Annotated in this window: 15 protein-coding genes; 3 read left to right on the top strand and 12 right to left on the bottom strand. The window is 73.1% G+C overall.

Features of this window, described 5'->3' with window-relative positions:
• Positions 1–34: 34 nt before the first annotated feature.
• From ACZ6R9_RS08040 to ACZ6R9_RS08025, 4 genes are all read right to left on the bottom strand, one after another.
• On the bottom strand, positions 35–1,195 hold the full coding sequence (locus ACZ6R9_RS08040; protein ID WP_380487434.1) for an Mrp/NBP35 family ATP-binding protein: 1,161 nt from the start codon (positions 1,193–1,195) through the stop codon (positions 35–37).
• A 56-nt stretch (positions 1,196–1,251) separates the two neighbouring features.
• Positions 1,252–1,881: a DUF1003 domain-containing protein gene (locus ACZ6R9_RS08035; protein ID WP_380487433.1), complete on the bottom strand. Its 630-nt coding sequence runs from the start codon at positions 1,879–1,881 to the stop codon at positions 1,252–1,254.
• The gene (locus tag ACZ6R9_RS08030) at positions 1,871–3,148 is read right to left on the bottom strand and encodes a magnesium transporter MgtE N-terminal domain-containing protein (RefSeq protein WP_465537161.1); all 1,278 of its coding nucleotides are present in this window, start codon (positions 3,146–3,148) and stop codon (positions 1,871–1,873) included. Before ACZ6R9_RS08030 ends, ACZ6R9_RS08035 begins: the two co-directional genes overlap by 11 nt.
• Before the next feature lie 286 nt (positions 3,149–3,434).
• Entirely contained in the window at positions 3,435–3,968 is a 534-nt protein-coding gene (locus ACZ6R9_RS08025; RefSeq protein ID WP_465537159.1) for a pyridoxamine 5'-phosphate oxidase family protein, read from the bottom strand.
• Between the two features lie 131 nt (positions 3,969–4,099).
• Between ACZ6R9_RS08025 and ACZ6R9_RS08020 the strand changes: the two genes are divergently transcribed.
• Positions 4,100–5,005: a DMT family transporter gene (locus ACZ6R9_RS08020; RefSeq protein WP_380487475.1), complete on the top strand. Its 906-nt coding sequence runs from the start codon at positions 4,100–4,102 to the stop codon at positions 5,003–5,005.
• Positions 5,006–5,023: 18 nt separating this feature from the next.
• On the opposite strand, the gene ACZ6R9_RS08015 is transcribed toward ACZ6R9_RS08020, so the two are convergent.
• Positions 5,024–6,139 carry a magnesium and cobalt transport protein CorA gene (locus ACZ6R9_RS08015; RefSeq protein ID WP_380487426.1) on the bottom strand — a complete coding sequence of 372 codons (1,116 nt, stop codon included), beginning with the start codon at positions 6,137–6,139 and terminating at the stop codon, positions 5,024–5,026.
• Between the two features lie 437 nt (positions 6,140–6,576).
• Here ACZ6R9_RS08015 and ACZ6R9_RS08010 point away from each other — a divergent pair, with 437 nt between their 5' ends.
• Positions 6,577–7,233 (top strand): suppressor of fused domain protein, encoded by a 657-nt coding sequence (locus ACZ6R9_RS08010; protein WP_380487423.1) that lies wholly within the window; start codon positions 6,577–6,579, stop codon positions 7,231–7,233.
• Positions 7,234–7,248: 15 nt separating this feature from the next.
• Here the strand turns inward: ACZ6R9_RS08010 and ACZ6R9_RS08005 are convergent, their stop codons facing one another.
• The 6 genes from ACZ6R9_RS08005 to ACZ6R9_RS07980 form a co-directional block, all read right to left on the bottom strand.
• Positions 7,249–7,869 carry a MarC family protein gene (locus tag ACZ6R9_RS08005; RefSeq protein WP_380487422.1) on the bottom strand — a complete coding sequence of 207 codons (621 nt, stop codon included), beginning with the start codon at positions 7,867–7,869 and terminating at the stop codon, positions 7,249–7,251.
• A gap of 55 nt (positions 7,870–7,924) precedes the next feature.
• Entirely contained in the window at positions 7,925–8,773 is an 849-nt protein-coding gene (locus tag ACZ6R9_RS08000) for a PHP domain-containing protein (RefSeq protein ID WP_380487419.1), read from the bottom strand.
• A 41-nt stretch (positions 8,774–8,814) separates the two neighbouring features.
• Positions 8,815–9,453, bottom strand: coding sequence for a DUF6758 family protein (locus tag ACZ6R9_RS07995; protein WP_380487417.1), 639 nt, complete (start codon positions 9,451–9,453; stop codon positions 8,815–8,817).
• 248 nt (positions 9,454–9,701) lie between these two features.
• Positions 9,702–9,845: a hypothetical protein gene (locus tag ACZ6R9_RS07990; RefSeq protein WP_380487414.1), complete on the bottom strand. Its 144-nt coding sequence runs from the start codon at positions 9,843–9,845 to the stop codon at positions 9,702–9,704.
• Positions 9,846–10,261: 416 nt separating this feature from the next.
• Complete coding sequence (locus ACZ6R9_RS07985; protein ID WP_465537155.1) at positions 10,262–11,116, bottom strand: alpha/beta fold hydrolase; 855 nt, start codon at positions 11,114–11,116, stop codon at positions 10,262–10,264.
• Between the two features lie 470 nt (positions 11,117–11,586).
• Positions 11,587–14,022 carry a DEAD/DEAH box helicase gene (locus ACZ6R9_RS07980; RefSeq protein WP_465537153.1) on the bottom strand — a complete coding sequence of 812 codons (2,436 nt, stop codon included), beginning with the start codon at positions 14,020–14,022 and terminating at the stop codon, positions 11,587–11,589.
• A gap of 581 nt (positions 14,023–14,603) precedes the next feature.
• Between ACZ6R9_RS07980 and ACZ6R9_RS07975 the strand changes: the two genes are divergently transcribed.
• Positions 14,604–15,329 (top strand): ferritin-like fold-containing protein, encoded by a 726-nt coding sequence (locus ACZ6R9_RS07975; protein WP_380487407.1) that lies wholly within the window; start codon positions 14,604–14,606, stop codon positions 15,327–15,329.
• A gap of 7 nt (positions 15,330–15,336) precedes the next feature.
• Here ACZ6R9_RS07975 and ACZ6R9_RS07970 read toward each other — a convergent pair whose 3' ends face one another.
• The gene (locus ACZ6R9_RS07970) at positions 15,337–15,615 is read right to left on the bottom strand and encodes a hypothetical protein (protein WP_465537151.1); all 279 of its coding nucleotides are present in this window, start codon (positions 15,613–15,615) and stop codon (positions 15,337–15,339) included.
• Positions 15,616–15,669 lie beyond the last annotated feature (54 nt).

The following is a 15,669-nucleotide window of genomic DNA, read 5'->3' as shown; positions in this document are numbered from 1 at the left end:
GGTGCCCGGGGCCACTCGTGGTGCTGAGAGTCCGTCAGAACTTGTTCTTCGGGGTCAGGCCCAGGGAGAGGCCCGAGAGGCCGCGCTGGCGGCCGGAGAGCTTGCCGGCGATGGTGCGCAGGGCGGCGCCGGCCGGGGAGTCGGGGTCGGAGAGTACGACCGGGCGGCCGTCGTCGCCGCCCTCGCGCAGGCGGACGTCGATCGGGATGGAGCCGAGGACGGGGACGGTCGCGCCGACGGTGCGGGTGAGGGCCTCGGCGACGGTCTGGCCGCCACCGGTGCCGAAGACGTCGATCATCTCGTCACAGTGCGGGCAGGGCATGCCCGACATGTTCTCGATGACGCCGACGATCTTCTGGTGGGTCTGCAGCGCGATCGTGCCGGCCCGCTCGGCGACCTCGGCGGCGGCCATCTGCGGGGTGGTGACAATCAGGATCTCGGCGTTCGGGACGAGCTGCGCGACCGAGATCGCGATGTCGCCGGTGCCGGGCGGCAGGTCGAGCAGCAGGACGTCCAGGTCGCCCCAGTACACGTCGGCCAGGAACTGCTGCAGCGCACGGTGCAGCATCGGGCCCCGCCACACCACCGGGGCGTTGCCCGGGGTGAACATGCCGATCGAGATGACCTTCACGCCGTGCGCCGCCGGCGGCATGATCATGTCCTGCACCTGGGTGGGCCGGCCCTCGACGCCCAGCATGCGGGGCACGCTGTGGCCGTAAATGTCGGCGTCCACCACGGCGACCTTCAGGCCGTCCGCGGCCAGCGCCGCCGCCAGGTTGACCGTCACCGAGGACTTGCCGACGCCGCCCTTGCCGGAGGCGACCGCGTACACCCTGGTCAGCGTGCCGGGCTTGGCGAACGGGATCTCCCGCTCCGGGGCACCGCCGCGCAGCAGCTGGGAGAGCTCGCGGCGCTGCTCCTCGCTCATCACGTCGAGTTCGACGGAGACGGCGGTGACGCCGGGAACGGCGGACACCGCATCGGTGACCCGCTGGGTGATCGTCTCGCGCATCGGACAGCCCGAGACGGTGAGGTACACCGCGACCTTCACCGCACCGCCGTCGCCGATCTCGACGGACTTCACCATGCCGATCTCGGTGATCGGACGGTTGATCTCCGGGTCGTGGACGGTCGCCAGGGCTTCCTGGACGGACTGCTCCGTCACCCCGGCCGCCACCTCTGTCTCGTTGGCCATGTGTTGATGGTACGGCGCTGCGCCCCGCCCCCGACTCGCCGGTAGCGTGCCGCGGGTCACAGCGGCTCGACGGGCTCCCGGCGTTCGTCGATCTCCCTGAGCAGCGACTGGAGTTCGGAGCGGATGAAGTCGCGGGTGGCGACCTCGCCGAGGCCCTGCCGCAGCGCCGCGACCTCGCGGGTCAGGTACTCGGTGTCGGCGATGTTGCGGTCGCTGCGGGCCCGGTCCTGCTCCATGTTGACGCGGTCGCGGTCGTCCTGGCGGTTCTGCGCGAGCAGGATCAGCGGGGCCGCGTACGAGGCCTGGAGCGACAGCATCAGGGTGAGGAAGATGAACGGGTAGTTGTCGAAGCGCACGGTGGGCGGGAGCAGGGTGTTCCACGCCACCCAGGCGATGATCACCACCGTCATCCAGACGATGAACCGGCCGGTGCCCAGGAACCGGGCGATCCGCTCGGAGAGCTTGCCGAACGCCTCCGCGTCCCATTCGGGCAGGCGGATCAGGCCCGGGCGGCCGGTGCGCGGCTGGTCGAGCCGGGAGCGGGAGCCCGGGGCCTGGCCGGGGCGCTCCTCGCGGCGGACCCGCTGCTCGCGGGCCCGCAGTTCGCGCAGCTGGCGCAGCTCCCGCAGCTCGCCCTGGATCCGCTGGCCCGGCGAGTCGTGCTGACGCTTGCGGTCACTGTCCATCGGGCACCTCCGCGGTGGGGATGTGCACCGAGCCCTCGCGCCAGTCGTCCGGCAGCAGGTGGTCCAGTACGTCGTCCACGGTGACCGCGCCCAGCAGGTGGTCGTCCTCGTCGACCACGGGCGCCGCCACCAGGTTGTAGGTGGCCAGGTAGGAGGTGATCAGCTGGAGCGGGGTGTTCGGCGGCAGCGGGTCGAGGTCGTCGTCCACCATCGAGCCGACCAGCGTGTACGGGGGTTCGCGCAGCAGCCGCTGGAAGTGCACGGTGCCCAGGTAGGTGCCGGTCGGGGTCTCGTTCGGCGGGCGGCACACGTACACCTGCGCGGCCAGCGCCGGCTTGGTGTCGGAGACCCGCACCCGGGCGAGCGCCTCGGCGACCGAGGCGTCGGGTTCCAGGACGATCGGCTCGGTGGTCATCAGGCCGCCCGCGGTGTCCTCCTCGTAGGAGAGCAGCCGGCGCATCTCCGCCGCCTCGGCGGGTTCCATCAGGCGCAGCAGCCGCTCGGCGTCCTCGGTGGGCAGCTCGGAGAGCAGGTCGGCGGCGTCGTCCGGGTCCATGGTCTCCAGGATGTCGGCGGCCCGTTCCTCCTTGAGCTTGCCGATGATCTCCACCTGGTCGTCCTCGGGGAGCTCCTCCAGGACGTCCGCCAGACGGTCGTCGTCGAGAGCGGCCGCGACCTCCGCGCGACGCTTCGCCGACAGGTGGTGCATGACGTTCGCCAGGTCGGCCGGGCGCAACTGCTCGAAGGTGGCGAGCAGGTTGGCCGCACCCTGACCCTCCTCGGCGAGCGAGAAGCCGGTGACGGCGGACCAGTCGAGCAGCAACTGCTCGCCCTTGGCCTTGCGCAGCCGGGAAGGCCTTCCGACCTGGACGAAGACCTTGTCGATCTCCCACTCGCGCAGGCGGGTCTGCACCATCGCGACGTCCAGCACGGTCACCTCGTCGGCGGTCTTGGTACGGGTGACGGTGCGGTCGAGCAGCTCGGCGAGAACCAGGGTCTCCGACGGGCGCTGCTCGAAGCGACGCATGTTCAGCAGCCCGGTGGAGAGCACCTGGCCGGACTCCAGGCTGGTCACCCGGGTCATCGGCAGGAAGATCCGGCGGCGGCCGATCACCTCCACCACCAGCCCGAGAACCCTGGGCGGGCTGCCACCGAGACGCAACGAGACCACGACGTCGCGGACCCGGCCCACCTGATCGCCGTTCGGGTCGAACACCGCGACCCCGGAGAGGTGAGAGATGAACACCCGGCTGCCTGGCCCCGCCATACGACTCCCTCCCCGGGGGGAAACGGACACAACCCCGCAAATCTATCGGGGGTCGCGCCAGGTGGCAGGTCAATGGGGTGCCGCGAGCTTTCCGGCGGGCGCCTTCCGCCTCGCGGCCCTGCCTTCGCACCAGTCTGCGCGGACGCGGAGGGGCGTGCTGCGGGGGCGCGTCGGGCGGCAGGTCAATGGGGTGCCGCGAGCCTTCTGACGGGTGCCTTCCGCTTTGCGCCGTTCTCCCCCAGCCCTGGCGGGCCGGGAGGTACCCCCACGCGCCCCTGTCTTTGCTTCAGCTCTTGTGCTTCTTCTTGAAGAGGAGCTTCGGGAGGCCGGCCGGGATCGGCTTGCGGGTGGTGGCCGGGGTGGGGATGGGGGTGGCGGTGAGGGCGTCGGCGGGGTGGGGGGTGAGGGGGCCGGTGGGCTCCAGGCGGAGGATGCGGCACTCGCGGGCCCAGCGGTCGCCGATGGTGTCGGTGTCGGGAGCGTTGAGGCGCTTGCCCTTGAGTTCCTCGACGGCGCCGTCCCAGGCGGGGGTGCCGGGGGCGACGGCGGTGACGGTGGCGGGGAAGGTGACCAGTCGGCCGCCCTTGTCCTTGCTGCGCAGCGTGAGGGTGGCGGTGGCGCCGGCGGTGAGGCCGTGCAGGGGCTGTTCGGCGCCGTCGCCGACGACGATCACGGCGCCGTCGTACCAGGCGTGCCAGAGCGGACGGGCGTGCGGCTGCCCGGCGGGCTGCACCCAGAGCAGGCCGGACTTCTTGGCGGACTCCTCCACCAGGGCCCGGTCGAGGAAATCTGCCGGGCTCGCGGTCGTCGTACGCTCCATGCCGCACAGCGTACGGCCTGGCCGTCCGGGGACGGGTCCATCCCCCGGGACGACAGTGCCATGACGGGCAGACAGACCTTACGGTGTAGCCTGCCCCCCCGTTCCGCCGAAGGAGAGCCGTGCCCACCACCATGAACGCCCCCGCCGCGTCCGCGGTGGTCGATCGGCGGCCGGTGCTGCCGCGTACCGACCTGCTGCTGTTGGCGGTGTCGATCGCGGGCATCTCGCTGTCCGCCCCGCTGATCAGTGCGACGGCCGCGCCCGCGCTGGCGATCGCCTTCTGGCGCAACAGCATGTCGGTGGCGGTGCTGGGCCCGTACGCGCTGTGGCGGCACCGGGCCGAGCTGCGCGGGATCTCGCGGCGGGCGTTGCTGCTGGCGATGGGGGCGGGCGTGCTGCTGGCGCTGCACTTCGGGCTGTGGATGCCCAGCCTGCGGATGACGTCGGTGGCGTCCGCGACCGCGCTGGTGACGACCACTCCGCTGTGGACGATCCTGCTGATGCGCCTGTTCGGGGTGCGCGCGCCGCGGCTGGTGTGGTTGGGCGTGGGCCTGGCGTTCGCGGGCGTTCTGGTGCTGACCGGCGTCGATCTGTCGGTCTCGCCGCGGGCGCTGCTCGGGGACGGGCTGGCGCTGGCCGCGGGCGCGGCGGCGGCCGGGTACGTGCTGCTGGGCGCGGAGGTGCGGCGCACGCTGTCGACCACCGCGTACACCCTGGTCTGCTACGCGACCTGTGCGGTGGCGCTGCTGGTGGTGTGTCTGCTGACGGACACCCGGCTGTCGGGCTGGCCGGCCGCCGCGTGGTGGCAGATCGTCCTGCTGATGGTGTCGGCGCAGCTGCTCGGGCACTCGCTGAGCAACCGGGTGGTGCGCACGCTGGGCCCGTCGGTCACCTCGACGGCGATCCTGCTGGAGACCCCGGGCGCGGCGCTGATCGCGGCGGTGTGGCTGGGCCAGTGGCCGCCGGTCGCCGCCTACCCGGCGGTCGGGATGATCCTGCTGGGCCTGGTGCTGGTGGCCCGGGCGGAGCGCCGCTGACGCCCCACCCGAGGCCCCTCACAGCCAGCCGTTGCGGCGGAAGCCCCGGTACATGCCGACGCAGATCAGGGCGATCACGCTGAGCACGGTCGGATAGCCGTACGTCCACTGGAGTTCCGGCATGTGCTCGAAGTTCATGCCGTACACGCCGGTGATCATGGTGGGGACGGCGAAGATCGCCGCCCAGGCGGTGATCTTGCGCATGTCCTCGTTCTGGGCGACCGAGACCTGCGCCAGGTTGGCCTGGAGCAGCGAGTTGAGCAGTTCGTCGAAGCCCTGCACCTGCTCGCTGACCCGGGCCAGGTGGTCGGCGACGTCCCGGAAGTACTTCTGCATCTCCGGGTCGACCAGCCGCGCGACCGGCTCGGACAGTTGCAGCATCGGCCGCAGCAGCGGGGTGACGGCGCGCTTGAACTCCAGTACCTCGCGCTTGAGTTGGTAGACCCGGCCGACATCGGCGCCGCTGCCGCCGCGGTTGGCGAACACGCCGTACTCGATCTCGTCCACGTCGGTCTGCAGGCGTTCGGCGACCAGCAGGTAGTTGTCCACCACGTGGTCGGCGATCGCGTGCAGCACCGCCGCGGGGCCCTCGGCGAGCAGGCCGGTGCCCTCCGCGTCGGCCTCCAGGCGGAGCCGGAGGGCGCGCAGCGAGGAGTGCGCGCCGTGCCGGACGGTGATCACGAAGTCCGGGCCGGCGAACACCATCAGCTCGCCGGTCTCGACCACCTCGCTGGTCGGGGTGAGCTGCTCGTGCTCGATGTAGCGCACGGTCTTGAACACCGCGAACAGCATGTTGTCGTACCGCTCGACCTTGGGACGCTGGTGCGCGTGCACCGCGTCCTCCACCGCCAGCGGGTGCAGACCGAAGCGCTGCGCGATGCCCTCGAACTCGGCGCCGGTGGGCTCGTGCAGGCCGATCCAGCTGAACGAGCCGGGACCGTTCTGGTGGGCCGCCTTCACCTGTCGGGCGGCCTCGCGCGGGCTGCAGGTCTCGCCGATCCGCTTGCCCTGCTGGTAGACGGCGCAGTCCACCACCGAGGACGGGGTGGTGCCGGGGGGCAGTCCGAGGTCGTCACCGGCCCGGCGGCGGGTCGGACGGACGACGGCGGCGCGCAGGTTGTTGATCATCGACATGGCGCGGACTCCTTGGGCCGGACCGGCGCGCGCCCCGGCAGGGCAGGGCGAACGCGACGGCGGGAAACACCGGTGGACACGCCGGAGCCGATGATGCGTCAGAAAACCGTTGCTGGGCGGGTTTCGACGGCTCGACCCCGGGGAAGGTGCTCTCCCGGCCGGACGCCACGCTGCGTGTGAGCCCAGGTCAGCCGTGCAGGCGGCGGGCCAGGGTGGGCCGGAGAGAGCTGCCGGTACTGCATGGTCGACTGCTGTCCACCGTGACCACCTCCTCCACGCCGGGGCCCACGCGGGGGCCGTCGCGGCCCTGGTTCGTATTCACAAGGCCGACCGCTCACATTAACAGCTCTTCCCCGTGCCGGGCCCCGGAGTTCGGCCTCCGCCGGGTAAAGGTCGCGCCAAAGTCGGCCCGCCGCCGCGCGCGCTAAGGTCGCGGCATGGCGCACGACTTCCCGCTCTTCGGCGACTTCTCCGATCCCGACGCCGGCCCGGGCCACGGCTCAGGCCCGACCCGGCAGACCGTCCTGGCCGCCGTCGAGGCCCGGCTGATCAGCACCTTCGGCGAACCCTCGGGCCGCGCCGCGGTCACCTTCGTCGGCGCGGACCGGATCGAGGTGCTGCGCTTCGGCCCGGACGCCGAGGGCCTGGTCCGCTACGCGACGCTCGGCATGTCCGCCGCCCCGATGGCCGACCCGTCCTCGCCGGTCGCCGACCCGGTGCGCGGCCCGCGCGCCGAACTGGTGCTCACCGTGCGCGGCGGGCGGGACGAGGTGCACCGGGCGCTGGTGGTGTTCGCCGCCAGCCCACAGGTGGAGGGCCTGGTGGTGGCCCCCGGCGGCTCGCTCGACCTGGGCTCCCCGCTGTGGACCGGCGCCCCGTTCACCTCGGTGCTGGCCGCCGAGCCCGGCGGCCTGGTCGAGGACCTCGAACTCCCGGCCCCCGCCGAGGCGGTGCGCTTCCTGCCGCTGCTGCCGATGACGCCCAACGAGGCCGCGTTCAAGCGCGTCCAGGGCGCGGGCGCGCTGGAGGAGCGCTGGCTGAAGCACAGCACCGACCTGCGCGACCCGAACCGCCGCGGCGTCCCACTGGACTGAGCCCTCGTCGGCCCGTCACTTGGCGTTGTCCGCGATGAAGGCGAACACCCCGTTGGCCACCAGCTGCGCCGCGATCGCCGACAGCAGCAGGCCGGACAGCCGGGTGATCAGGACCACACCGCCGTCCTTGATCACCCGGATGATCGACAGTGAGAACCGCATGGTCACCCAGAGGATCAGGTGCATGGCCACGATCGCCGACCAGAGCGCCAGGTGCTGCGTCGTGGTACTGGCTCCCTGCACGGCCAGGATGACCGCGACGATCGCCCCGGGCCCGGCCAGCAGTGGGGTGCCCAGTGGGACCAGGGCGACGTTGACGTCCTTGGTCTGGGTGGGTTCCTCGATCCGGCCGGTCAGCAGATCCAGGGCGATCAGCAGCAGCAGGACCCCGCCGGCCACCTGGAGCGCCGGGATCGACACGTGCAGGTAGTCGAGGATCTGGTGCCCGAACAGCCCGAAGACGGTGATCACCCCGAGTGCCACCAGCGTGGCCTGCCAGGCCATCCGGCGCTGCACCTGCGGCGTCCGGCCGGAGGTGAGTGCCAGGAAGATCGGCATGATGCCCGGTGGATCCATGATCACGAACAGTGTGACGAACAGTGAGCCGAAGACCTTGCCGTCGATGGCGTCGTTCATGGCGGGCATTCTGGGCGTTCCGTCGTTCGGGTGCGATGGGACGCGCCGGGGTGTTTCACCCAGTGATGGGCTTGGCTCCGGTCGCCTGTGCCACCAGTGCTTCGTACACCTCTGGGGCGGTGGTGAACTCGCCCAGCCGGACGGTCTTGCGGCTGCCGTGGTAGTCGCTGGAGCCCGTCACCAGAAGTCCCAACTCGCTTGCCAGAGTGCGGAGTCGGGCCCGGGTCGGTTCGTCGTGGTCGGTGTGGTCGATCTCCAGCCCGGCCAGCCCGGCCGCCGCAAGATCGACGATCACCTGGTCCGAAACCGTCCGGCCGCGCTTGTCCGCTCCGGGGTGAGCGAAAACCGGTACGCCCCCCGCCGCCCGCACAAGCCGCACCGCGAGCGCCGGGTCGGTCTCGTGCTTGCGAACGTCCGCCCGCCCGTCGTTGGCCAGCCACTCGGGCGTGAACGCGTCCGAGACGCTCGCCACCACGCCCGCCTCCACCAACGCGGACGCGATGTGCGGACGGCCCACCGAGCCGGCCCCGGCGATCCGCTGCACCTGCTCCCAGCTGATCGGCGCGCCCAGTTCCATGCAGCGCTCCACGATCGCCCGCCCGCGCCGGAACCGGTCGGTGCGCACCAGCTCCCGCTCGGCCGCGAAGGCCGGCTCCGCCGGGTCGAACAGGTACGCCAGCAGGTGCATGCTGATCCCGCCCACCTGGCAGGAGAGTTCGGCACCCGGCACCAGGGTCAGCCCCGTCCCGGCCAGCGCGGCCGTCGCCTCGCCGTACCCCGCCACCGTGTCGTGGTCGGTCAGCGCCACCACGTCCAGGCCCGCGGCCACCGCGTTGGCGACCAGTTCGGCCGGGGAGTCGGTGCCGTCCGAAGCATTGCTGTGGGCGTGCAGATCGATACGCATGCCGCCCAGGATAGGGAGCCGCGCGGGGCGGGGGGAGTGGGTCAGCCGAGCAGGCGGGGGGAGAGCGCCCCGCAGGGCAGCAGGCCGAGTTCGGCCCCCGCGTCGCGCAGGTCCGTCAGCACCAGCTCGTCGTGCATCAACAGCGCTGACTGCTCGGGCCAGGCGATCGCCCACAGCCACAGGCCGCGCGCCTCGCCGACGTACACCGCCCGGTCGTCCGGGGCGCCGGGGACGTGGAACATCGGGGTCGGCCGGCCGGCCGCCATCAGCTTGGCGTCCGCCGGCTTGTACAGCGCCACCGAGTCGCCCGGGTCCGGCCCGTCCAACCCCGCGTAGCGGGCGCCCAGGCCGATGCCCAGCTCCTCGGCCACCAGCACCAGTTCGCCGAACCCGCCGAGCGGGGCCGGCCCCGAGCAGGCGACGGCGGTGGCGCGCGCACCCGACAGATCGTCACCCGCGTGCGCGATCCCGGTGAACAGCCAGCCGACCGGCAGCGGCCAGGGCATCCAGACGGGCACCTGCGAGCGGTTCACGGCGACGTTCAACGCCTCGACACTGGGGGGCAGCACCGGCTGCATCGGGTGCACGGCACCGTGCCGGTCGCACTGCCAGGTGTCGGAGAAGAGGCCGGGGGCGCGGACCCGACCGGCACATCGCGGACAGCTTGGCTCGCCCCTCATAACCGACAACGGTCCTCCCTCCGGACTGCTGCGTCAAGGACGATCACCCGGAAGGAGTCCGCCACGAGCCGCCCCGGCAACGGCCCGGGTCCGGCAGGGTTGATGTCCCGGGTGACCCGGCGCCAAACCCCCGCAGGTCGCGGCCCCCGAACACACTGACGCCCCGTCGTCCCAGGGGTCTCCTGTGGTGACGGGGCGTCAGCCGGGTATCGGAACGTCGGACGGCTCGGCGGCTCGTCCGCGTCCGGTCACACGGCCTTGCACGGCCGGATGTACAGGCGCTCGCCGGTTTGCGCGGCGGTCCTCAGGTACTCGGAGACGGTCGCCGCGTCGGCGATCAGCCGATCGGTCTCCGCTCCGGCGTGATCCAGGCGAAGGATCTCGAAACGCATGGGCCTCTCCCTTCCCGCCCTCGGGCTCCGAGGCGGACTCGGCCGGCGGTAGGCCATCGCGCGATGGCTCGCCGGCACTGGCTGGGTCGGACGTCCGGCAGGTGCAGTCACCTGTCGCTCCCCCCACTCTCAAGCAGGACTTCTTCAGCGGCACTTACGGTGCGGCAGCCGGAAGGAGGCGACGATGCCCCTGTCTCACTGTGCCGCGACGCTGCTACCTGGCGGTTGCCCGCCGGTAAATCCGTGATTTCGACGGCCGGAGGAGGGTGCGGCCGTCGTAGGTTCTGATTCCGGACTGAGTCAAATATTACCCGAGCTAACGATCCTTGTCGCGCGAAAACCGGAGCCGACTTCTGACAAACCGTCAGAAAGCCTGCTGGTGGCCCGGATTCGCCGGGAAATCGGCGCGCCGCGCGCTACACCTCCTGCGCGGACCAGAACGCGGCGAGGGCCGCGGCCGTCTCGGCCGGGCGCTCCGCGTTCGGCGAGTGCCCCGCGCCGGGCACCACGGTGCGCAGCGCGCCCAGGCGCTCCGCCATCCGCGACTGCTCCTCGACCGGCCAGGCGTAGTCCCGCTCGCCGGACAGCACCAGCGTCCGCAGCCCGACCGCCGCCAACTCGTCCACCCGGTCCGGCGCCGCCACCAGGTGCGCCGCCGCCACCTTCAGCGCCTGCGGCAGGTTCGCCAGCCAGCGACGGTGCAGGAACTCCGCGATCTCCGGATCCAGCGTCGGCACCCGCTCACCGTCCATCTGCCGCATCACCTGCCAGATCGACTCCAGGTCCATCGACTCCAGCGCGTCCAGCAGCAGCCTCGTCCGCGCCGCCTCCGCCGGATCGATCGCCCCCGGACCCGTGGACATCAGCGTCAGCGACTCCCACGGCAGTTCGTCGGACGCCGACAGCACCGCCTCCCGCACCACCTGACCGCCGAACGAATGCCCCAGCAGGTGCAGCGGCTCGCCCCCGGCCCCGAGCTCCGCGGAGAGCGCCCGGACATCCGCACCCAGCGCCTGCACCGTGTACGCCTCCGGGCCGTCCGGGCCGCCCGACTCGTACTGGCCGCGCTGATCCACCGCGACGGTCCGGAACCCGGCCTCGGCCAGCGGCTCCAGCAACGCGATGAAGTCCTCCTTGCTCCCGGTGAACCCCGGCACCAGCAACGCCGTCCCCCGCACCGCCCCCACCGGCTCCCCCCGCAACGCCGCCAGCCCACCGACCCGGACGGCCCGCACACACCCCGGCAGCTTCAAGAACGGCGGCGTACTCATAACTCCATGCCCTCCCGGCAGATCACCCGAAAACCCGGAGCCACCCTACGCAGCACGCATCCGGCTGCCACGGGCAGAGCGGGACGAAACGCCGAGGGCCGTCGGACGGGGCCGGGGCGACGGCCGGATGGGCGGGGCGGCGACGCGCACGGGGCCACTGCTGACGCGGGGTCGGGCGGAGCGGGGCCGACTGTTGCGCAGCATGGCTCCGGCCCTGCCAGGTGGCGCGTCCGCTGTCGATGGCTGCGCGCCCCGTCGGCCACCGAGGCGCGGCTCGGCGGCTGTTGCCCGGGGCGGGGCATGGTGAGCCACCCTGCGCGGCAGGTGTCCGGCAGCCGACGGCGAATCGGGGGGCAGCACGGCGCTGGCCCTGCCAGGCGGCGCGCGGGGCCTGTGCGGGTGGGAATGCCGACGGGGAGGGCTCGACCTGGTGGTGGTCGGGCCCTCCCCGGCGGGTGAGGTGGTGCGGGTTACTGCTCCACGGTCTTGCGGGTCCGGCGCGGGGCCGGGATCTCCTCGGCCGTGGCCTTCTTGGTGGCGCGCTTGCGCGGGGCCGGGGCGGCCTCCTCGGTCACGACCTCGGCGGCGGCGGCCTTCTTGGTTGCCCGCTTACGGGGCGCCGGGGCGGCCTCCTCGGCGGCGACCTCGGCGGTGGCGGCCTTCTTGGTGGCCCGCTTGCGCGGGGCCGGGGCAGCCTCCTCGGTCACGACCTCGGCGGCGGCAGCCTTCTTGGTCGTCCGCTTGCGCGGCGCCGGGATCTCCTCTGCCGGGGTCTCGACGGCGGCGGCGGCGACCTTCTTGGTGGCCCGCTTGCGCGGCGCCGGGGCAGCCTCCTCGGCGGCGACCTCGGCGGCGGCGGCAGCCTTCTTGGTGGCCCGCTTGCGCGGGGCCGGAGCGGCCTCCTCGGCGACGACCTCGGCGGCGGCAGCCTTCTTGGTCGCGCGCTTACGGGGCGCCGGGGCGGCCTCCTCGGCGACGACCTCGACAGCGGCGACAGCCTTCTTGGTCGCGCGCTTGCGCGGCGCCGGGGCCTCGACCGTCTCCTCGACCACCGGCGCGGCCGCAGCCTTGCGGGTGCGCTTGCGCGGGGTCTCGGCGACCGGCTCCGCGACGACCACCGGGGCCGGGACCTCGACGACGACCTCGGCGACCGTCTCGATCACCGGGGCGGCGGCAGCCTTGCGGGTGCGCTTGCGCGGGGTGCGGGCGGCCGGGGTCTCGGCGACCGGCTCGGCGGGGGCGGCCTCGACGACGACCTCGACCACCGGGGCGGCGGCAGCCTTGCGGGTGCGCTTGCGCGGGGCCCGGACCGCCGGGGTCTCGGCGACCGGCTCCGCGACGACCACCGGGGCGGCCTCGATCACCGGCGCCGGAGCCGTCTCGACCGCAGCCGTCTCGACCGCAGCCGTCTCGACCGCGGCCGTCTCGACCACGGCCGGGGCGGCGGCAGCGGAGTTGCGGCGGTTGCGGTTGCGGCGGCGCGAGCTGCGGCCCTCGCCCGGGGCGGGCGCGGCGGGCGCGGCGGGCTGCTCGGCGGTGGTCACCTCGGGGGCGGCCGGAGCGTTGGTGCCGGTGGCGAGGGAGTTGCCGCCGCGGGTGCGGCGACGCTCGCGGCTGCGGCGGGCCGGACGCTCGGCGGGAGCCGGGGTCTCGGGGGCTGCGCCGCGTCCACCGCGTCCGCCACCGGTGCGGCCGGAGCGCTGGCCGCGGCCGCCGGTCTCGCCGAGGTCCTCGACCTCTTCGGCGGCGAGGCCGGCCCGGGTGCGCTCGGAGCGGGGCAGGATGCCCTTGGTGCCGGGGGCGATGCGGAGCAGCTCGTACAGGTGCGGGGAGGTGGAGTAGGTCTCCTCCGGGTCGTTGAACGGCAGGTCCAGCGCCTTGTTGATGAGCTGCCAGCGCGGGATGTCGTCCCAGTCGACCAGGGTGACGGCGGTGCCGGAGGCGCCGGCCCGGCCGGTGCGGCCGATCCGGTGCAGGTAGGTCTTCTCGTCGTCGGTGCACTGGTAGTTGATGACGTGTGTGACGCCCTCGACGTCGATGCCGCGGGCGGCGACGTCGGTGCAGACCAGGACGTCGACCTTGCCGTTGCGGAAGGCACGCAGCGCCTGCTCGCGGGCGCCCTGGCCGAGGTCGCCGTGCACCGCGCCGGCCGCGAAGCCGCGCTTGGTGAGCTGGTCGGCGACGTCGGCGGCGGTGCGCTTGGTGCGGCAGAAGATCATCGCGAGGCCGCGGCCGTCGGCCTGCAGGATCCGGGAGACCATCTCGACCTTGTCGAGCGAGTGGGCACGGAAGATGTGCTGCTCGATGTTGGCGACGGTGGTGCCGGTGTCGTCCGGCGCGGCGGCCCGGATGTGGGTGGGCTGGCTCATGTACCGGCGGGCCAGCGAGATGACCTGGCCGGGCATGGTGGCGGAGAAGAGCAGGGTCTGCCGCTTGGCGGGCAGCATGGTGATGATCTTCTCGACGTCGGGCAGGAAGCCGAGGTCGAGCATCTCGTCGGCCTCGTCCAGCACCAGCGCGCGGACCTGGGACAGGTCGAGCTTGCGCTGGCCGGCAAGGTCGAGCAGGCGGCCGGGGGTGCCGACGACGATGTCGACGCCCTTCTTCAGGGCCTCGACCTGCGGTTCGTAGGCGCGGCCGCCGTACACGGCGAGGACGCGGACGTTGCGGACCTTGCCGGCGGTCTGCAGGTCGTTGGTGACCTGGGTGCACAGCTCGCGGGTGGGCACCACGATGAGCGCCTGCGGGCTGTCGGTGAGCTGCTCGGCGGTGGCCCGGCCGGCGGCGACGTCGGCCTTGACCACGACCCGCTCGATCAGCGGGAGGCCGAAGCCGAGGGTCTTGCCGGTGCCGGTCTTGGCCTGGCCGATGACGTCGTGGCCGGTCAGTGCGACCGGCAGGGTCATCTCCTGGATGGGGAAGGGGTGGACGATGCCGACGGCCTCCAGGGCTTCGGCGGTCTCCGGGAGGATTCCGAGTTCCCGGAAGGTCGTCTTGGTGGGTTCGGCGGTGGTGGACAGGGTGCTGCCTCTTCCGTGTGGAGGGGCCGAGTTCGAGCGCGTCCTGCCGTGCCCGCGCTGCCCGGTGAGGGGCGCGTCGGGCGGGCGGCGCGGGGGAGGGCGTCCCGTTGACGGGGGCGTGCGGCCCGGCGCATCGCGGCGCGGTCCGCGGCGGCCCTCGCTCGGCCTGATGCGGTGCCTGGGCCCGAGGCTCGGGCCAGGTCGGAGCCGATCGGGTCTCCGACCGGGCATCCGCGTACGTGAGCGCCGGGTGCGGTGCACCGGGCGGCGGAACGCCACCGGGTACGACTGCGCGGCCTGCCGTTGAACGGACGGGCCGCGCGGGGTTACACCTGGCCTCGCTACCTACCATACAGTCAAGCGACGACTCGAACACGTGACGGCGAATACTCCGACCGGCCGCGCCCGGGTGGCGGGACGGCGGCGGGCGGTCCTCGCACCCGTCGGGACCACTAAGGTCAGGTGCCATGGAGACTCAGGAACCCGGTGACGGGATCACCGACTCGATCGGGCCCTGGACGGCCCGGGCCGCCGACCCGCAGTACCGCGCGGCGGTGCTCGACCTGCTGGGCGCGCTCGCGTACGGCGAGCTGAGCGCCTTCGAGCGGCTCGCCGAGGACGCCAAGTTCGCGCCCGGCATCGCGGAGAAGGCCGCGCTGGCCCGGATGGCCTCCGCCGAGTTCCAGCACTACCAGTTGCTGCACGACCGGCTGGCCGAGGTGGGCGCCGACCCGGTCGCGGTGATGGAGCCGTTCGTCGAGCCGCTGGAGGCCTTCCACCGGATGACCGCCCCGTCCGACTGGCTGGAGGGCCTGGTCAAGGCGTACGTCGGCGACGCCATCGCGACCGACTTCTACCGCGAGGTCGCGGTCCGGCTGGACGACGACACCCGCGACCTGGTGCTGCGGGTGATGGCCGACACCGGGCACGGCGAGTTCGCGGTGGACCGGGTGCGGCAGGCGATCGAGGAGGACCCGCGGGTCGGCGGCCGGCTCGCGCTGTGGGGCCGGCGGCTGATGGGCGAGGCGCTCAGCCAGGCGCAGCGGGTGGTCGCCGAGCGGGACGCGCTGTCGAACCTGCTGGTCGGCGGCGCGCACGTGCGCGGCTTCGACCTGGTCGAGGTCGGCAAGATGTTCAACCGGATCACCGAGGCCCACACCAAGCGGATGGCCGCGCTCGGTCTGGCGTCCTGAGCGGTCGTCAGGCGTGGCGGTGCCCGCCGCCGGGCCGACGGGGCGACAGGTCCGGCCGGGCCGGCACCGACACCAGCAGGACCGCCACCACGGCCGACACCGCCAGCTGCACCGCCGGGGCGTGCCCGTCCATCACGTAGTGGGTGAGCCGCCCGGCCAGCACGGCGGACACCAGGGCGGTGCCGACCGGCAGCGCGCGCGACCCGGGGAACAGCCCGGGCCGGGCCAGCAGGGCACCGAACCCGACGGCGAAGCCGATCAGGACGAACGCGGTCGTCTCCCACACGGCTGCCTCCCGGGGTTGTGCGGCGCTGGAGCACCCACCGCCTACCCGCCCGGG

It is taken from the genome of Kitasatospora sp. NPDC048662 (assembly GCF_055587065.1).
This window is presented reverse-complemented; position numbering and strand designations above follow the sequence as displayed.